This window comes from Leptospira harrisiae (genome assembly GCF_002811945.1).
In the GTDB taxonomy this organism is placed as follows: Bacteria; Spirochaetota; Leptospiria; order Leptospirales; family Leptospiraceae; genus Leptospira_A; species Leptospira_A harrisiae.
The window spans coordinates 1221213-1240746 of sequence record NZ_NPDX01000001.1; the positions used below are offsets into that span (position 1 = coordinate 1221213).

Annotated in this window: 16 protein-coding genes and 1 tRNA gene; 13 read left to right on the top strand and 4 right to left on the bottom strand. The window is 39.4% G+C overall.

Annotated elements, in window-relative coordinates; genetic code table 11:
* Positions 1-12 precede the first annotated feature (12 nt).
* The 7 genes from CH364_RS05605 to CH364_RS05635 are packed head-to-tail and all read left to right on the top strand — an operon-like array spanning position 13 to position 7452.
* Positions 13-1563: a M16 family metallopeptidase gene (locus tag CH364_RS05605; RefSeq protein WP_100742572.1), complete on the top strand. Its 1551-nt coding sequence runs from the start codon at positions 13-15 to the stop codon at positions 1561-1563.
* Entirely contained in the window at positions 1560-2963 is a 1404-nt protein-coding gene (locus CH364_RS05610; RefSeq protein WP_100742573.1) for a M16 family metallopeptidase, read from the top strand. Before CH364_RS05605 ends, CH364_RS05610 begins: the two co-directional genes overlap by 4 nt.
* Positions 2963-3802, top strand: a complete 840-nt coding sequence (locus CH364_RS05615) for an MBL fold metallo-hydrolase (protein ID WP_100742574.1) — start codon at positions 2963-2965, stop codon at positions 3800-3802. The genes CH364_RS05610 and CH364_RS05615 overlap by 1 nt, the downstream gene beginning before the upstream one ends.
* Positions 3799-4458 (top strand): O-methyltransferase, encoded by a 660-nt coding sequence (locus CH364_RS05620; RefSeq protein WP_100742575.1) that lies wholly within the window; start codon positions 3799-3801, stop codon positions 4456-4458. The genes CH364_RS05615 and CH364_RS05620 overlap by 4 nt, the downstream gene beginning before the upstream one ends.
* Positions 4459-4516: 58 nt before the next feature.
* Positions 4517-5269, top strand: a complete 753-nt coding sequence (locus tag CH364_RS05625) for a hypothetical protein (RefSeq protein WP_100742576.1) — start codon at positions 4517-4519, stop codon at positions 5267-5269.
* A gap of 44 nt (positions 5270-5313) precedes the next feature.
* The gene (locus CH364_RS05630) at positions 5314-6663 is read left to right on the top strand and encodes an N-acetylmuramoyl-L-alanine amidase CwlD (protein WP_423790161.1); all 1350 of its coding nucleotides are present in this window, start codon (positions 5314-5316) and stop codon (positions 6661-6663) included.
* Positions 6664-6678: 15 nt separating this feature from the next.
* Complete coding sequence (locus tag CH364_RS05635; RefSeq protein ID WP_100742577.1) at positions 6679-7452, top strand: hypothetical protein; 774 nt, start codon at positions 6679-6681, stop codon at positions 7450-7452.
* Positions 7453-7460: 8 nt separating this feature from the next.
* Here the strand turns inward: CH364_RS05635 and CH364_RS05640 are convergent.
* Positions 7461-7547: transfer RNA gene (locus CH364_RS05640), tRNA-Leu, on the bottom strand.
* Between the two features lie 4 nt (positions 7548-7551).
* Complete coding sequence (locus CH364_RS05645; protein ID WP_002973585.1) at positions 7552-7956, bottom strand: PaaI family thioesterase; 405 nt, start codon at positions 7954-7956, stop codon at positions 7552-7554.
* A 162-nt stretch (positions 7957-8118) separates the two neighbouring features.
* Here CH364_RS05645 and CH364_RS05650 point away from each other — a divergent pair, with 162 nt between their 5' ends.
* The 4 genes from CH364_RS05650 (at position 8119) to sufB (ending at position 14426) form a co-directional block, all read left to right on the top strand.
* Positions 8119-10680 carry a hypothetical protein gene (locus CH364_RS05650; RefSeq protein ID WP_100742578.1) on the top strand — a complete coding sequence of 854 codons (2562 nt, stop codon included), beginning with the start codon at positions 8119-8121 and terminating at the stop codon, positions 10678-10680.
* Between the two features lie 178 nt (positions 10681-10858).
* Entirely contained in the window at positions 10859-12367 is a 1509-nt protein-coding gene (locus tag CH364_RS05655; RefSeq protein ID WP_100742579.1) for an ATP-binding cassette domain-containing protein, read from the top strand.
* Positions 12368-12402: 35 nt separating this feature from the next.
* Positions 12403-12996 carry a peroxiredoxin gene (locus tag CH364_RS05660; RefSeq protein WP_100742580.1) on the top strand — a complete coding sequence of 198 codons (594 nt, stop codon included), beginning with the start codon at positions 12403-12405 and terminating at the stop codon, positions 12994-12996.
* Positions 12997-13031: 35 nt separating this feature from the next.
* Positions 13032-14426, top strand: a complete 1395-nt coding sequence (sufB, locus tag CH364_RS05665) for a Fe-S cluster assembly protein SufB (protein ID WP_100742581.1) — start codon at positions 13032-13034, stop codon at positions 14424-14426.
* A 99-nt stretch (positions 14427-14525) separates the two neighbouring features.
* Here the strand turns inward: sufB and CH364_RS05670 are convergent, their stop codons facing one another.
* Positions 14526-14828, bottom strand: coding sequence for a transmembrane 220 family protein (locus CH364_RS05670; RefSeq protein ID WP_165779481.1), 303 nt, complete (start codon positions 14826-14828; stop codon positions 14526-14528).
* 73 nt (positions 14829-14901) lie between these two features.
* Between CH364_RS05670 and CH364_RS05675 the strand changes: the two genes are divergently transcribed.
* Positions 14902-16137: a PQQ-dependent sugar dehydrogenase gene (locus tag CH364_RS05675; RefSeq protein WP_100742583.1), complete on the top strand. Its 1236-nt coding sequence runs from the start codon at positions 14902-14904 to the stop codon at positions 16135-16137.
* Between the two features lie 71 nt (positions 16138-16208).
* Positions 16209-18191 (top strand): LTA synthase family protein, encoded by a 1983-nt coding sequence (locus CH364_RS05680; protein ID WP_100742584.1) that lies wholly within the window; start codon positions 16209-16211, stop codon positions 18189-18191.
* Here CH364_RS05680 and CH364_RS05685 read toward each other — a convergent pair.
* Positions 18188-19507, bottom strand: coding sequence for a sterol desaturase family protein (locus CH364_RS05685; RefSeq protein WP_100742585.1), 1320 nt, complete (start codon positions 19505-19507; stop codon positions 18188-18190). The genes CH364_RS05680 and CH364_RS05685 overlap by 4 nt on opposite strands.
* Positions 19508-19534: the final 27 nt, after the last annotated feature.

The following is a 19534-nucleotide window of genomic DNA, read 5'->3' on the forward strand; positions in this document are numbered from 1 at the left end:
CAAGACTAGTAGATGATGTCGAAATTACGAATCTTTTTCCTTTGTTGTTTCCTACAATTTTTACCCCTTTTTTCCCAGGACCAATTTTTTGGAACCTCAGAATCGCAGTTCCGTGAAAAGATAAAAACCGTTCGTTTAGACAATGGGCTGACTGTTGTGATGATGAAGAGAGGAACTTCGCCTACTGTTGCTTTGTACATTAAATTTCTGGTCGGAGCTGTGGATGAAACCCCAGAAGAAGCCGGAACCGCACACCTTTTGGAACATATGTTATTCAAAGGGACAAAAACTGTTGGCACCACGAACTACGAAAAAGAAGAAAAATACCAAAAACAAATCGAAGTTTGGGGAACAGAACTTGATGATCTCAAATTAAAAATTCGTGATTTGACAACACGCGGCGAAACCATTTCGCCATCCTTACTGGAAGAGAAGGAAATTTTAGAACGCAGATTAAAAAACCTCATCCAATTACAAGATGAGTTCATTGTAAAAAATGAAGATTCATATATTTACGAACAAAATGGGGAAGTGGGATTCAACGCATACACTTCGCAAGATGTTACCAACTACCAAATCCAACTTCCCAATAATAGAATTGAAGTTTGGGCAAAAATTGAGTCCGATCGTTTGAAACATCCAATCTTACGTGAATATTATACTGAAAGAGATGTTGTGATCGAAGAACGTAGGATGCGAACCGACGATAGTGGGGCAGGTGTACTTCGAGAAAAGTTTTTTTCGATCGCTTTTGAAAGTCATCCTTACAGAAAACCAGTGATTGGATATTCCACAGGTCTTCCTTTTTTAAAAATTGAAGATACAAAAGCTTTTTTTCAAAAACATTACACTCCAGACCGAATGGTGATCTCTGTTGTAGGTCAATTTGATTTTGAAGAAACAGAATCCATCATTCGTAAGTATTTTTCTGAATTAAAGCCAGGGAAACCAAGACCGATCCAAAAGCAGGAAGAAAAATCGTTTCCAGGTGAAAAACGATTCAAAGTTTACCATCCATCAGGAAGCCAAATGATGATGGGTTTTCTAAAACCTCCGTATCCGCATAAAGACAATTCCTCTTTTGATGTATTGTCAACCATCCTCACATCGGGAACTGGATCTAGGTTATACAAACGACTTGTATTAGAAGAAAAATTAGCTCTGAGTATTGGAGCAGCGAATGGTTATCCGGGAGAACGATACCAAAATTATTTTGTGTTTTTTATTAAACCGAATGAGGGTGCTAAACCAGAGGTCATTGAAAAAATCATTTGGGAAGAACTTTTCAAAATCCAGGAAACTGGTGTTCCGAAAGAAGAATTAGAAAAAGTCAAAAACCAGATGGTTTCCGATTTTATCAAAACTTTAGATGAAAATGCAAGTATTGCTGATCTGCTAAGTTATTATCAGCTGTTATATGGTGATTGGGCGGGTTTATTCAGTCAATATTCCACCATTATGAAAACATCTTCAGCGGATATCCAAACGCTTATCCCAACATATTTAACCAAAGATAAAGTTGTGATCGGAGTATTGGAAGACGTAAGGAAAAAATCAGAATGAAACGTATTTATTTTATTTTAATTGGAATTAGTTTTTTTAGTCTTTCGGCTCGTGAGATGGGTGATTTTGTGCGTGATTTACAATTCAAACCATTGGAGTTTGAAGTTCCTGAAATCACTTCCATAAAACAACCATCAGGCGTTGAAATTTTTTCTTTAAAAAATGCAGAGTTTCCCATCGTGTATGCAGATATTTACGTGTATCATGGCAGGAAAAATTTAGGCAAACGAGCTGTAGAGATCACAAAACTACTGGAAGATAGTTGGGAATTGTCAGGATCAAAAACATATCCAAAAGAAAAGTTCCTAGAAACTTTGGAGTTTTATGGAGCATCATTTTCAGTTTCAATCGATTATGAAAAAACGATATTTAGTTTTTCTTATTTAAAATCGACTGAGAAGGAAGTGCTTCCTATCATTCAGTCATTTTTCGATTCTCCCAACTTGGATGAGTCCTTAGTTGTGACCACCAAAGGTAAGCTTACGGAGGAGATCAAAAGAAGAAATGACAATCCTACTGCTCTTGGTTCAAGGAAGGCGAAGGAATCTTTGTTTCGAGGGACCATTGCTGGAACTTCTATGCAAATTTCTTCTTTGGAAGCGCTGAAACTAAGTGACCTTACCGATTTCCAATCCGAAATCCTAAAAGAACCCAAACGAAGATTTCTTGTGACGGGAGATTATGATCTTAAGTCGTTTGAAAGTTTTTTTTCTAATTTGGGACCGAGTGTCGCAATTGAAAACGCAGAAGTGATTAGCCCAGCAGGTCTTTCTGAAAATGTAAAAAAAGAAGGAAAAAACATCCGGCTTGTCGTAAAAGATCTCAACCAGACTTTCATTTCAATGGTTGGAGTCCTCCCTGAACACAATCATCCAGATTTTTATGCCATCCAAGTTTTAAATTATATCATTGGTGCGGGAGGATTTAACTCCTATTATATGAGAGAAATTCGAAACAATAGGGGCCTTGCTTATTCTGCTGGAAGTAATACTGATTTCCAAGAAAATTACGGAACCATCCAGTTTTTTGCGATGACAAAAACAGAATCCGCAAAAGAAGTTTTGTCGCTCATGCAAGAACTCATCCAACCCAAACTCATAGATTCACTCACAGAAGAAGAACTGGTCCGAGCAAAAAATGCCATCATCAACCAGTTTGTATTCCAATTTGAAGATGATAAAAGAACTCTCGCAAGCGAAGTACGGAGACGTGACCATAAAATGCCGGAAGGATACTTACAAAATTTCAGAAGGGAAATTGACCGGTTGACTCTTTCTGATTTAAAACGAGTGGGTAAACTGTATTTCCAATCAGACAAATTGATCATTACCATTGTTGGCCCTAAGGTTCTAGAGTCATCTTTCCAAGGATCAATAAAGGTGATACAACCGGAAGATTGATGTTAACAGCTAGTTTTGAATATAAGGGAATTAAGTTTGAAGGTTTGTCCGAAGGAGGAATTCGGACTTCGATCATTTGTCCCTCCCTTGACTTTATGTTTGATTTTGGATTCATCAATCCTGATAAAATTCATATCGGGAAAATATTGTTATCCCATGCTCATTTAGACCATTCTTGTGGAATCCCTTATTATGTTTCCCAACGAAGCCTTCGTAAACTTCCTGTTCCAAAAATTTACCTACCAAAATCTTTGGAACCAAAGATGTCTCAAATTTTAAAGTTATACTCTGAAATTGAAGGTTTTGATTATCAATGCGAACTCTTTGGGTTGGATTTTGGAGATAGAGTAGAATTGAAACCAGGGTACTTTTTTAAACCTTGGGAAAGTTTTCATCGGGTTCCTTCGCAAGGTTATACGGTTTATGAAACTAAACGCAAACTTAAGAAAGAATGGACAAGTCTTAGTTCCGACGAAATCCGAAACAAAAAAGACTTAGGAGAAGATCCTACAGAAGAAATTTCTGTGCCTTTGGTTTCTTTTTCCGGTGATACAAAAATAGAATATGTTTTAGAAAATGAAGACGTTCGCAAAAGCAAAATTCTTTTTATGGAATGTACTTATTATTGCGAGAAAAGGGATGTGGAACGTGCCCGGGAATGGGGTCACACTCATTTTGATGAAATAGTTGCTCATGCATCCGCTTTTGAAAATGAAGCCATAGTTCTCATCCACCCTTCCAAACGCTATAGTTATCGCGAACTAAACGATATGCTTCGTAAAAAAGTTCCACCAATTTTAAAAGACAGAATTTCACTTTTTTTACCTCCCAAATCATGAAACCAAGACCTAGTATTTATATTCCCGAATTGGAATCTTTTATTGATTCCAGTTTGGTTTACAAGCCAAACACGGTGTTTGCTGATATGGAATTATACGCCAAAGAAAAAAACATTCCTATCGTGACCGCAGCCACTGGGGCTGTTTTGTCTCATTTGGTTTCACTCGTCCGACCCAAACAAATTTTGGAATTAGGAACCGGGCTTGGGTATTCCACACTTTGGATGGCTGTTGGTTCACCTAATACTCGCTTTGTTACTGTGGATCGACATAAAGAACAAGCGGACTTGATGGATGGTTATGCCAAACGAATGGGGATTTTGGAACAAATCCAAGTAAAACGGGTGACGGACTCGGTAATGGATTATCTAAAAAGGGAATACGATGAGTGGATTGGTTCCGATTTATTTTTTGTAGATTGTGATAAAATTACCTATCCTGAAATCTTTCGAATCCTTTGGGATGAAGCAAAACCTGGATCTTATTTTTTATTCGATAATATGTTGTGGCACGGTCGAGTCCTTTCTCCAGATCCCAAGAAACCATCTGATTTAGCGGTAATGGCTCTTTGGAATGAGGTAAAATCCCTAGTTTCTGGATATACTTTGTATCCTGTTGGTGATGGATTACTCTTTTTTCAGAAGGATAAAAAATAGTAGTCAAACCTCCTCTTTTCTGTGTATTCTGCTCCTTGGTTTAAGGAGAGCAAGTTTCGTGTTAAAAAATAGTTTCATCATCCTTTCGTTGTGCATCTTTAGTTTCTCAGTTTTTGCCCAAGAATCAGGGGCTCCGGAAAAAGGAAAAGAATCCTTTGAGGAATTAGACAAACTGGACCAAGGAAACAATTTAGAACGAAAACAGTATAAAAACATTTCCGAAAATAACAAAGACCGAGTCATTAATTCCATCAAACTGTTAACAATCGTTACTGCAAATTTCGGGGAAGAAGTTCCTGATTCCAAAACAGCCTTTGAAAAAATCAAAAAGGATTACCAAGTGGTTTTACGTTATTACTATCGTCGTGCCTACATTGCTTCTGGAAAAGCTATGGTAGCTTTGGAAAAAGATATTACGACACTCCTTGGAAAATTTTCAAAAAACTATGATACCAAAACTCAAAACCTGCTAGCTGAATGCGCAGATTTGATTACAAACCAAGAACAAACTCAACTTGTAGAAACATCTCAAGAGGGATCCAAAGTCATCATTCCGTATCGCGAGATTGCAGAAGCACAACAAAAGCTTCGTATCGCATATGGACAAATGGGATTGGCAACTGACATGTCTCGTGAAGACAGATTTTACGATGCTATCGTACATTACCGAATTGCAAAAGACTACGGTATCAAAATCCTATCTGATTTTAAAGAAGCGGACGCTGATAAAAAAGCTATAGCCGATAAATACGGAAAAGATTTGAGCGATAATAGAAACCAAATCTTTGCACAATCACAAAGCGCCAAATAGAGAGGATAAACTTTTTCTTTTCTCCGTTCACTGGTGAGCGGAGAATGACCATCGTGGTCTTTTTATCTTCACTTCAGATTCGTAATTTCATCATTTTTGTTAGTTTTCTTTCGACTACCGTTTCGCTTGGAGCAGTGCCTGTCTTTAGGATCGTTGTGGATCCTGGCCATGGAGGAATTGCCAAAGATCCAAAGGCGCAACACGGAGACAAATACGATAGTGTCACTCAAACCTACTTAGAAACTTACAAACAAGGAACGGAACACGGAAGTGTAACGGAGAGAAAGGTGGTTCTTGATTTAGCAAAGGAAGTCCACAAAATCTTAAAACTTACGGAAACGGAAGCAGGTTGGAAGGAATTTGAAGGTTACCTGAAACTTTTCTCAAAAAGATCAGATTTCCAAAGAGTGATTTTAGAAAGTAAACTCACTCGTGAGTCTTCCTTTGATGATGATCCCTCTTCAGAGGATCCTAATGCTCCTTACCGTTTGTATGACTTTCCCGATCCAAAAACGGGCGTAAGGCGAAAAGGGCGACTATCCAAAATCAATGAATTAAAGCCCCAATTGGTTTTGTCCTTACATTTGAATCCTGCAAGTAAAGGCCAAACCGGTGGTATGGGAGCTGTGCTCACTCCTGGGTACAAAACATTTGCGAAGTTAAAAAAAATCTCAGATAAAAAAAATTCCGCTCACGGTTTTACGAATGGGCCTTGGTCTGAGTGGCTCATCTTCCAATCTGGTTGGTCCAAATTAGAGAATGCAATTGCTGATACATGGATATACTTCCATGGATATTGGTCTAAAAAAAATGGAAAAGATACTGACCTGAGTAAATTTGAAGGATACCGCCAAAATATGGTTAGTTGGCGATACGCTGACGATCCCAACTGGGAAAAACAAATAGGAAAACAAGGCCCTTATTCCACAGACCACCAAACCTTTTTGGAAACTGGTAAGTTCTGGGAAAGAGAAAAAGGGAAAAAAGAAGAATGGAGAAGGGAAGGGGGAAGGGAAGGCTTTGGTGGTGACAACCATTATGTTACTAAGGAGCTAATGCGTTTTGTCCAGTATGGATTGCCTGTCCAATTAAAGGAAAAAGATTCCCCTTATCCAGAACTTGGTCCGATTCAAAAACCTTACATTTCTACTTATAGTTTGCCTACTTATACAAATGCCCTTTGTGCTTTTATTGAAATTGGATATGTGAATCGGAGCCGTGATGTCAAATACCTCACCCAAAATAAAAAAGAAACCGCTATTTCATTGGCAGTAGGAATCTATTCTTTGTTTGTTGGATTGGACGTCAAAAAAATACCTTCGCTTCCATACAATCCTAAGGGTAAAAAGGTAAACCTAGATAGATATGAAACTTATTTTGATGAAGTATTATAATCAGTCGATTCAACTATGAAGCCAAAAAAAGAATCATCAAAAGTTTTAAATCACCCTTTATTCAAAGAATTAATTTTGATGTACCAAACTTCCCTAAAGAAAAGGTACTCCGAAGAAAATTTAAAATTATATCCAGAATTTGCTTCTATCCCTCGTATCAAAATAGATCAATTGCTATATTTTTTTTTAGAATATCTATATCCTGAATATTCCAAACGAAAAGAATTAGACGCCGCCTTTGATGCGTTATCTGGATTTGTTAACCATCCAACAAAAATTTGGGGGATCCTTGGGAACTTAGCAATGTCTATCTTTCGATTTGGAAAACATTTTCCAATCGCACTCAAAGCAGGACTTGCTGCCCTTCACTCCTATGTAACGGCGCATCAGTTTGAAGAGGAACTAGTGATGGAACTCGACCGTCAGGAAAATCAAATGGAATTACTTGGTTCAGAGTTTGCGATGGATTTCCTTATCTCTAAAGTAGAAAAAGATAAAGCGGATGCATTTCGCAATGACATTGGTGGTTTATTCAAAGTGTTTTCGAATGCAGAACTCATTCGAAAGATCATTTTGATTATGGAAGATATATTGGTGAAAATGGAATCGAAAGGTGGTCTTTATACGGAAGAAGACAAAAAAGGAATTTTTCTTGGAGTTTCGATTTTAAAAGCAGGAAGGAAGATCTTTGATGATATGAAAGAAGATGAGATAACTCTTGTCTTACAAGCCATAGATAGAATCGAAGAAGATTTTTATCTAAAAGCTTGCGAGAAGAATTCGAACTAAACTACTGTTGGTACCGATGGCCGGAATCGAACCGGCATGATGTTACCATCGGTGGATTTTGAATCCACTGCGTCTACCAATTCCACCACATCGGCATAATCAGTCTTCAGCTTCGATATATTTACCTTTTCCGCGGGCCACTATTTTGCCGATCTCATTTTCTATTTCAGCACGGTTTTCTATGATTTTTTTATTCTTTTTCACAAACCATCCACGTAAGTGGAGTGGTTCGTTTACCTTTGCAGGTTGTAAGAATCGAATTGTCAATTCACCTGTAGTGGTTTCGAAATTCATCGCTTCGTTGATCTTAACCATGATTTCGTCTAAGATAGTAGAAATAATACCTGGGTGGATTTGATCCGGTAAACCTTGGTATTTTTCGGGGCAGGTGTAATCACCGAAGGCAGTTTTTGTGTCTTCGTCGAATGTGATTTTTAGCTGCAACCCGTCTGCATTGTCCGGTGAGGAAGCAAAGCTGAGATTTTTTTTCGCAACGGATTTCATGCCACCATGGAACGCAAGAATTTCTCCTATGTCAAGCAGAAAAAGAACTTGCGGTCATTTTGGCCTAAACACTTGCGTAAAATGGTGAGAAATTGAATATTCTTTGAGTCTACCTTAAGTTACTGCATAGCAAACCTCGAAAATATAGAGTAGAACCCTTTTATGTTAACCACCCTCATGATGTTACTCGGTCTTTCTGGCACAGGTGCCGACCTCAATGAAATCGCAGGTAGCGAAGGGGGAGCTAGGCCATCAGGGGATTTGAGTCCTCGCCAGAAAAGACGCATACAACAAAGGCAATCTTCGCCAGAAGAAGGACAAAGGGTAGAACCTCGCTCAAAATCCACAAAACAAGAAAAACCTTCCCGGGGTGGGCGTGGCCAAGAATTAAATTTCCAAACAGATCCCAAAGAACCTAAGTCCAAACCCAAACCACTTTCAGAAAGGTTATCTGATTTAGAATCCGATGAAGAAAACTTTGGAGAACCAGGTGGTGACAGTGGCGGATCTGATTCAAAACCAGGGCGGAAACGTCGAGAAAAACCAAAAACTCCGAAAGACATCAGCGATCTTCCGTTAGGTGAATTTGGTGAGGAAACTGGGGATTCTCCATCATCTGGTGGAAGGTCCAAAAAAGAAAGTCCTGACATTAGTTATTCCGCAGATGATATCATATCGAAAAATTCGAAGTATAGTTTCCACCGAAGGCCACTTCTCAATGCAGAGGCACTTGTGGAAGCCGAACAAGTGGAAGAAGCCATTGAGATTTTTGAAAGGACGGGGAACCGAATCCCTGACCAAGAGATCAAAGATAAAATCAAAAAAAACATCCAGGACTTAGAAGAGTTTCTAGAAGACAACCCTCAATCGGGAAAAGCGGGAGAGCCGGGGAAGGATGATCCAAAGGCCGATACTTCGGCCAAAGAAAAACAAAAGAAAAAAGAATCCAAACCGAGTGGGCCAAAACCTGACAAAGATTTAAGTGATCTTGTTGGAGCGCTCAAAGAAGTTTCTGAACTATTTGCTGAATCCATTGCTCGAGCGATCCAATTTGCACAGAGTAGTCCACCACCCAATTTTCCACAAGGTAACCAACCTTTACCTCAACCTTCTTCTCAATTGCCACCACCTCCGCTTCCTCCCAATCCTTCAGATAAAACTGGTGCAAATGAAAAACGTGGTCAAGACAACTCGATATCCACTCCACAACTAAACCAAACAGTAGCAGGAGGAAACCAACTTGTTCACCCCATTGTGTATCAGTTTTTACAATCCTCACCGGGAGGATCTGGGATTGATTCAAAGGCAAATCAAAACCAAGACCAGCTTTTACAATCGTTAAACCAAGGTTTGACGACGGGTGGTCTTGCAGGAGCTGCCCCTGGTTTTCCTGCGGCACCACCTGGTTCCGGAATTGTTGGTCCATTTTATGTTCCTCCTGAGATGCAAGGCCAACCAAGTTTTCCTGGTGTTTCCGGTAGTCCAGGACCATCGGCAGGTCCATCCCAACCACTCGACTTACAAGCGCTTGCTGAACAAATTTCCAAAAAAGATGTTTCGGAACTGGATCTTCCCGAAGATACATTTTTTTCAAATGATTGGAAACAGTTTAAAGACTTACCTCTTGTTGATAGAAGGTCGGGTGATGATAGGAGAAAAAACCCAGACCGACGAACAAACATAGCGGGAAGGAAAGATAGAAGGTCTGGGGAAGATAGACGAAAAAAAAATCGGTTCCAGGAACGAGAAGACTTTTTAAAAAACCAAGCTTTAAAGAAGATTGAGAAAAAAGCGAAAGAACTTGAGGCCAAAGGAGAGGAATCTTCTCTCAATGATTTACTAAAACCTTATTTCCCAGACCAACCCAGCGGAAAACTTCCAGACTTTTTAGATTTAGAGCCAATCAATCTTCCTGACCCCAATGACTTACGTCGGGATGAAAAAGAGCCGCCTCTTCATCCTGGGGAACGCCCCTTAGCGGAAGAACCCAACTGGTTGGAAACAACCACCGATGCACTGCGTCAGGAATTAGAACTCCCCGACCCAGTTGATCCCCAAACTGATCAATTAATTAAGCCAAAATCTGAACCCAAGGAACAAACCGATTCCAATAAATCAGAAACCATAATCGAAACCGACCTGCCAATCCAAGTAGAACTCACTAACCGGCCACTGACCAGTGAGGATTTAAAAATTGGTCTGCCAGATGCTGACGAAGTCTTTCGGGATCGCAAATTAAAGGAAGAGGCTGGTTTCCCGGCAGAAGGGCCCTCCATCGAAGATGCTGAAGCACCTGAAATTGAAATCGTTGATGGTAACTTAGGTGAAATTGCAGATGAAGAATCTCCCATCCCTCTGGATGAAATGGCTGAAAAAGCCACGGAGGACGAACCAGAAAAAATCATCCATGGGGTATTAGAACTCAAACCCCCCGAAGCCGATGATGCTCCATTTTTAACTCTTACTTACGACTTCGGAAAAATTCCCCATGCATTTCGTTTGTCAAAAAATTATTCTATTATGGAATACTCATATTACAAGTACAAACCAATGTTAATGAAGGCACAAGAGTTTGCACGTCGTAAGATGTTAAAGAATGCATTGAATTATTATAGAGTCATTAAATCACAAAATATTCCACCGGAACTTCGTAAGATGATCAATCGAAACATCCGAGACATCACTGAGTTTATGGAAAAATTCTTAATGGCTAAAGGTAACTAACTCCCTGCAACTTTTTTCAATTTTTTCAGTCTAATAAATGTACAAGAGGTATAGTCCGATGAGATTGCGAAACCAAAAATAGGTAAGCAAAAACAAAATATCAAATCCACACTTATCCTAGTTTAGGACAAGACTTGCTTACCTATTTCCCTTTTTGGAAAATAAAGGAGTTTGTCGCATGTCCGATCATATTACCATTCATAATTTAAACTTTCAGTTCGAATCACAACAAGAACCACTATTCCAAAATCTAAACCTTCATTTTTCGAAAGGTTGGACTGGCATTGTCGGAAAAAACGGTAGTGGAAAATCTACTTTAGCGAAGCTCATCTCTGGGGAAATTCTTCCCGACAAGGGCTCCGTCCAAGGAAATGATTTTCTTTTTTCGATTTCGCAAGGAACCGAACTGGCAGATGTGGAACTTACTGATTTTATATACGATGATTCCAATAATACAGGATTTTGGAAGAGTCTTCTCGAAATAAAAATCCAATCGGAAGAAGGTTATGAGTTTCTCAGTTTCGGTGAAAAACGAAGGATACTTTTAGCAATGGCTTTGTCGAAGAATGTGGATGTTTTGATTTTGGATGAACCTACGAACCATCTAGATACAAAAAGCAGCCAAATCATCCGAAATGCGATTTTGCACTTCCAAGGAATTGGAATTCTAATTTGCCACGACAGGTCTTTGTTAGATGAAGTGACTACCTCTTGTGTATTTCTTGAAAAAAACTTTATTTCCCATCGACCCGGAAATTATTCTGCGGGTAAAATGCAGATGCAACGAGAAGCCGAAGAACGGATTCACGATTGGGAAATGGCAAGGACAGAACATAAAAAACTAGAAGCCGAACTGAACCGAAGAAGGGAAGAAGCAAGGCTCTCTCATACACATAGATCAAAGAAAGGACTTGATCTACATGATCATGACGGCCGCCAAAAAAAGAACTTAGCTAGAGTGACTGGAAAGGATGGCCAAGCAGGCCGATTGAAAAACCAAATCGAAAGAAGAACTGAAAATTCCAAACTAAAAGAAAAACAAATTTGGGAAAAACTTCCAGAAAAAGAAAATTTAGGAATTTTATGGAATGGTGTTCCTTCGAAACGAAGCACCTTATTTATGTTTGACGAAGAATCTCTCACTTTGGAATTTCTTTCTTTGTCACTTTCCTCCCATTTGAAAATCCTGCCAGATTCAAAAATTGCGATCACAGGTCCCAATGGTGCAGGTAAGTCCACTCTGCTTCGGTATCTGTTACAATCCTTCCAAGAGAAGGGGATACCATATTTGTATCTTCCTCAGGAATTTTCAAAAAACGAATTAGCCGATTTACTTTGGGAATTTCAAAATTTACCGAATGAAAAAAAAGCTAAGGTTCTTTCTGGGATTCACAGACTCGGAAGTGACCCCAAACGTTTTTCTGAATCGGAGGCACTGAGTCCTGGGGAAGGAAAAAAACTATTCCTCTCGCTTCATTTGGAAAAAAGTCCAGAGGTAATTGTTTTAGACGAACCAACGAACCATTTGGATCTCCAATCTTTGGAAGCAATAGAATCTTCTTTGGCCACACTTGGCACTGCCCTAATATTTGTGAGTCATGATAGGAGGTTTGTGGAAACTTTGGCTAAGGAAGAATGGTGTTTGGAAAACCTGTCGCTTGTTCAAAAACATCTAGACAGAATCTAATCATTGTACTTAGAATAATTCTAAGGAGTGACTTTATGCCACAAGTGACATCACATGCCCCAGATTTTAAAGCAACAGCTGTAATCGGGGACAGTTTTAAAGAAATCAAATTGTCAGATTACAAAGGAAAATGGGTGGTACTGTTTTTCTATCCACTCGATTTTACATTTGTTTGTCCGACAGAAATTATTGAATACGATGCAAAACTCGAAGATTTTAAAAAGATCGGAGCTGAAGTTTTGGGAGTTTCTGTTGATAGCGAATTTTCACACTTAGCTTGGAAAAAAACTGCCAGAAAAGAAGGTGGTATTGGAGAGATCAAATACCCACTCATCGCTGACAAAACAAAAGAAATTGCAAAGGCTTTTGGAGTTCTTATCGAGTCTGGTCCTGATGCAGGAGTTGCTCTTCGAGGAACTTTTATCATAGATCCAGCGGGTATCATTCGCCAAGCAACTGTTAATGACCTACCTGTAGGACGTAACATTGAGGAAGCAGTTCGCCTCATCAAAGCTTTCCAATTTGTGGAAAAACATGGTGAAGTTTGCCCTGCGAATTGGGACGAAGGAAAGAAAACGATGAAAGCAGATCCTACTGGATCCAAAGCTTACTTCGCTTCTGTAAATTAATTTAGGATTCTCTACAAATAGAGAAGGGAAAAACAATGGAATCAACAGCCGACTTAGACAAGGTTTCTTTCGAATTTTACAAACCTGATAATTTTCCAAAGGGACTCACTCGTAAGGTTGTTGAATCCATTTCCCATATTAAAAATGAACCAAGTTGGCTTGCGGAATTTCGTTTAAAGGCTTTTGAAGTTTATGAACAGAAACCGATGCCGACTTGGGGATTCATTCCGCAATTTCATATCAATATAGATGACTATGTACATTACGTAGGTTCCAACCAAAAAAAGAAAAAATCTTGGGACGAAGTGGATCCCGAAATCCTACGTAGTTTTGAAAAATTAGGAATTCCTGAACACGAAAGGAAATACCTAGCTGGAATCGAAACCATGAACGATTCCGAAACCATTTATGCCAATGTCAAAAAGGAACTGACTGACCTTGGGATTATCTTTTGTGACATCGATACGGCAATTAAAGAATATCCAGAACTGGTACGTGAGTATTTGGGGACTGTAGTCACCATTGGTGATAATAAATTTTCAGCACTGAACTCCGCTGTGTTTAGCGGGGGATCTTTTGCTTACATTCCGAAGGGAGTCAAAACTCCTATGCCTCTTCAAGCATACTTTAAAGTAACAGCTGCTAGTTCCGGACAATATGAACGTACACTTCTCATTGCTGATGAGGGTGCGCATTTGGAATACAGCGAAGGTTGTACTTCTGTCCAAGACAAAGGTACCAATTTTCATACCGCTGTTGTGGAACTCGTAGCCAAAAAGAATTCTAAAATCTTTTATACCACCATCCAAAACTGGAAAAAGAATATGTACAATTGGACCGTGAAACGAGGGATCTGCGAAGAAGCCGCTCATATCACTTGGACCGATTGTAATATTGGAGCCAATACCATCAAATACCCAGGAATCATTTTACAAGGGGATCATTCGACTGGTGATGTATTGTCTTTGGCTTTTGCTGGAAGTGGGCAAGTGCAAGATACGGGCGCAAGGATCATCCATGTGGGAAAAAACACTCGTTCCAATATTTTGGCAAAAGGTGTGGCACTCGATGGAGGAATCAATTCTTACCGAGGTCTTGTCAAATTTGAGCCATCTAGCAAAGGATCTTATAGCCATATCAAATGTGATGGACTGATGATGGACAACCGTTCCCAGTCGCACGCCTATCCTTACAATGATGTATCAGGAGAAGAGGGAACTTTAAACTACGAAGCCACTGTCTCTAAAATTGATGACGACCAATTGTTTTACCTTCAATCGCGAGGAATGAGTGAAGACGATGCAAAGTTACTTATCATTAATGGATTTTGTGAAGGTGTCACAAAACATTTGGATGTAGAGTATTCTGTTGAGATGACAAAACTCATCAAAATGATTTTGGAAGATGGAAAGGTGATCGCCGAAAAATAAATTTCGGTCCTTCATTTTCGCCTAGATCCCAGTTTCCATCTCCTTTCGTTTCTGCAACGATGGTTGAATTACCAGTGGCAGTTTGATTCGCTATGGTTTTTATTTCTTAAAAATAAGAAGAGCCACCGCTACACTGGCAATCAAAAGTCCTAAAAATTCTCTGACTTCCTCCACTTCCATACCAAAGTAGGGAGTGTGGGCAAAATAATACCCAGACAAAACGAGATAAATCGGAATGAGTATCCATCCCACAAACTTGGGAACTGGACGAAACAAACTTGCCAGGGCAATGATGGCGACAAATACATAGATCGGGAACCAAAGGTAAGGATCTGGGTCATTCAATTGCAAATAGGCAAAATAAAGGAAAAGGGGAACAGACAGGATTCGAAAGAGTTTCATAGTTTTTTCGTTTAAGTTTTTTGATTGCGGAGAGAAATCCAAGCCAATTATCTTATTGTGGGAACCTAAGTTTATGAAAATCCAAACCTTTGTCTTATTTTCTTTTTTATCTATGTCTGTTTCTTGTGATGATATAGGTCGCAGTATTTTAAAAAATTACAATAAAAAGTATGAAACCGATGGCCAGGTGCTCGGATCCAAACCTCTTTTTATCGGAGTCGATGCAAACCGCAAACAGGTAACCGTTTCTTTACAAGAAGTGGTAAAAGTAAAAGAGCCAACGGACATCCAGTTCCCACCGGGTGACAGTCCCTTTTTATTTGCCCTCGAAAAAACCGGGAATATGATTCTATTCCACAGGGAAAAAAAGACAAGCCGAGTGCTAGCTAAATTTCCTGTGATTACTGACAGTGAAGAGGGGTTACTTGGTTTAACCTTCCATCCCAAATATCCCAAACAGCCAAAGTTATATACCAATTATGTAAAGTCTGTTGCGAATAAAGATGTCACCATAGTTTCTGAATGGGAAGTAGATAATCCATCCGACTTCGATTCCATGAAACTAACAAACGAACGAGTGTTATTGCAAGTGGAGCAGCCTTATCCCAATCACAATGGCGGGCAATTGGCCTTTGGTCCCGATGGACATTTATACATTGGTCTTGGGGATGGCGGTTGGAGAGCGGATCCCAAAAACAACGGACAAAATCCAAACACTCTCCTTGGTTCCATTTTAAGAATTAGTCCCACACCAGATGTAACTTTAAAAAAACCATATTCCATTCCTACAGACAATCCTTTTGTGGGAAAGGCGGGTTTCGCTCCGGAAACCTTTGCATACGGAATTCGAAATCCTTGGAGGATGAGTTTTTCACCTGATGGGCGTTTGCTTGTGGCGGATGTGGGTCAGGATGCTTACGAAGAAGTGGATATCATTCTTTCGGGTAAAAACTATGGTTGGAACCAAACCGAAGGGTTCCATTGTTTTACCGATGGATGTAATCCTGCGCTTTACCAACCACCATTTTATGAATATGGTAGAGACGAAGGACAATCCATCACCGGTGGTTATGTTTATACAGGATCTGCCATTCCAGCATTAAAGGGAATGTATGTGTTTGGAGATTTTATCCAAGGTAAAATTTGGGCAATCCCCGTTCCCAAACCTGGAGAAAATACAAAGGTCACAGAAACGATAGCCCTTGGAAAATGGAACTTACTCATTCCTACTTTTGGTCGGGACAATGAGGGAGAGATTTTTGTGGCAGATTACCAATCAGGAACCATTTATAAAATGGTAAAACCGTAATCTTCGAACCAGACAATGTTTCAATTGATTTATCTTTTTTAGTTTTATGGAAGTTTCTTTAAGTTTCGTTTATGAAAAAACTATTTTCTAAATTGCCGTTTTACATTCGGTTCCATTTACTCCTTGCGGGTCTTGGAATCGTATTTCTTACCATCTACCGTGTCGCTTTTTTTACCATGTATTCTTACAGGATTCATGATAAGTCAACGTGGATTCTGTTGAAAGCCTTTTTAAAAGGGGCGCGGTTTGACATCTCCGTATTGTGTGTGTTACTCGGTGTGAGTTTGTTATATTCGAGTTTGCACTTTTTTAATCGTAATAAAATATATAGAACAGTTTGGCGAACCTTACCTGTTATTTTTATCATTCTGCTTCTTTTTCTTCTCATCGCAGATTTGATTTATTATGAAAACGGAAACAAACATTTAGGATACGAGGCATTTGCTTATCTTGGGTTTGAGATGTTGCCGCTCGTTGGATCTGCTTTTTCCCAAAACCCTTTTCTGTTTTTACTGGGAATTGTTGTGATTGCCGCCATCGGATTTGGAATTTATAAAATCCAATCCAAGTTCCCTTATTCCCATGTAAACTTACATTATAAATGGGCTGGTCTCCAATTCCTCGTGGTACTGGCACTTCTAGTTTTAGGAATCCGTGGGGGAATCCAAACAAGTCCCCTTCGTACCAGTGATGCCATCATCACCAAAGAAACCATCATTAATGATTTGGTTCTAAATCCGGGTTTTACGGTCATCACAGACTTAAAGATGACGAAAGTGGATGACCGCCATTTTATGAAGTTAACCGAGGCGAGTGCGATTGTTCAAAAGGAAGTGGCTTATCCCGGCGCAAACTTTGTCAGCCAAGAATACCCACTCCTTCGGAAAACAACGGTTCATTCAAACAAACCTTTGCCTCATATTGTTGTGGTGGTGCTTGAAGGATGGACGGGAAAGTTCATTGATATCATTGGGACTGGAAAAGTGGATGGGAAGGTAGTCACACCTTACTTCAACCAACTCATTCGCCAGGGAATGTTTTTTAAAAACTTTTTTGCCAGTGGGGGAAGGACCACAAACGGCCTTATGGCATTGATGGGTGGAATTCCTGATAGACCAGGTCTCACGGCAGTTCGTACACCGCAAATCCTCAATCGATTTTCTGGACTTGGGAATATTGCAAAAACCATTGGGTATGAAACTTTATTTGTAACAGGAACCGATCTTAGTTTTAATAACAAAGGAAGTATCATGTACCATTGGGGGTTTGATACTCTGGTCGGCAAAACCGAGTTAGAAAAAAATCCCGAATACAAAACTGGGCCTTGGAGTTATTTGGATGAGGCATCACTCGATGCCATGCACAAACGCCTCCTGAATGTAAAACCAGAAAAACCGATCGTCTCTGTGATTCATACGGGAACCACACACTATCCTTACAAAGTTCCCGATGAAAAGTATCGTTTGTTTGAATCCACTACGCAAGACAGCGAATACTTAAATGTTTTACATTATGCAGATTTTGCTTTGAACGAATTTATGGAAAAAGCAAAAAAAGCACCTTATTTTAAAGATACAATTTTCTTTTTTGTTTCTGACCACAGCCACCACCGGTTTCTCAACTACTATGAAGATAGAAACGTTCCTCTACTCATTTATGCTCCTGGAAAAATCAAACCTGAACTCAGGGAAGACATCACTTCCCAACTTGATTTGATACCTACTATCCTTGGGTTTATGGAAAGGGAAGTATACTTTAGTGTGATGGGCCGTGATTTAAGGAAAGTAAAAGGAACATCAGCTTATTTTGCTTATGGAAATATCTTTGGATGGATAGCGGATGATTTTTTATATTACCAGTCAGTCTCTGGTGGGCAAGGGGAAACCAAGACCATCCAACCTCCGTTTGTCGATTTGGGACTTTGTTATAAAGACATCAACTTATGCAAAAAACATGGGGATAAAACAAAGGCTTTCCTAAATTTAGGAGACGAACTCCTGAAGTCGAACAAATTGTTCCCTTCGGAGTCCGTATTAAAAGAGATAAAAAACTAATACCAAGTATTAGAAATATTACTCAAATCAAAGAAGGTCTTTCGTTTGATGACAATCCATACAAGGGACACGAACGAGAGGCCAATGAGTGGGATCGCAAAAATTTCAATATTAGGAATATTGGAATAAACTAAAGCCGCAACAAAAGCTAAAATAAACAATACGTTTCTTACCACTTCCGTTCTTCTTGACCATCGTTTCATTTCCATCGTTCGATCAATCGAAAACAAACTAAAGATGATCACAGTAGATAAAATTCCAAGAGTCACCATATCTTTTTCCAAATTGATTTTGGCAACTTTCCAAATCACAAGACCCACAGCCATAAGAACCGCTGCCTGAAGTGCTACATAAATCATCACACCCATGGGAGGTTTGGGATCATATTTTAAAATTTTTGTTGGCTCTGGTGCTTCGTCAGCGCTAGTGATGAGATAACTTGGTTTCCAACCAGGAGGTCCAAAAATAGTTTTAAGTATATCTCCAAAAGATTTACATTCCAGAATTTGAAAAAACATATCCTTGAACACGTGTAAGTTGACAGTGATAGGGTTGAAGGAATTGACAGGTTTTGTCAAACCATAGATTGGTTCTTCTGTTTCCCATTCAAAAGATCCAAACATTCGGTCCCAAACGATAAAGATACCACCATGGTTACGGTCGATGTATTTTTTTTGAACTCCGTGGTGGACTCTATGGTTTGAAGGAGTCACCATGAACTGTTCGAAAATTCCTAGTTTACCAATAAAACGAGTATGAACCACAAATTGATATACTTTTAGAATTCGGTGGCTCAGTAAAAACATAGCCCAAGGAATTCCAAGAAGTGCCATCGATAGAAAATAAATATATTCGAATATTCTTTGGAGTCCATTCCCCCTGAAAGCAACTGATAAATTCATTTCTTGTGTGGAGTGGTGGGTGACATGTGTGGCCCAAAACAAATTGATTTCGTGGCAATGTCTATGGAACCAGTAATAAACAAAATCAGCAAAAACAACGGCAAAAGTCCAAGCTCCTAGTGCATGCCAGTTCACAGAAAAACTAGGGGAGAATTGGAACGGACTTTCCAAAGGAAAAAAATGGTAACCCAAGGTGGAGAGTGAAAAATTTGTCTCTATTTTATCATATACATATAGGGCACCGAGGAGGATGACCACTCCAATCAATGCAAAGATCACACCCGTACTTACATCGGCTATGAGAACATTTAACCGGTAGTATTGTTTGCCTTTGATGTAGGAAACGAAGATTTCGATTCCTATCAATGCGACCATGACGATAAAGGCATATTCCATAAAGGCGTCGCTATTCATTCGTAAATTTCCCTCACTTGATACTAG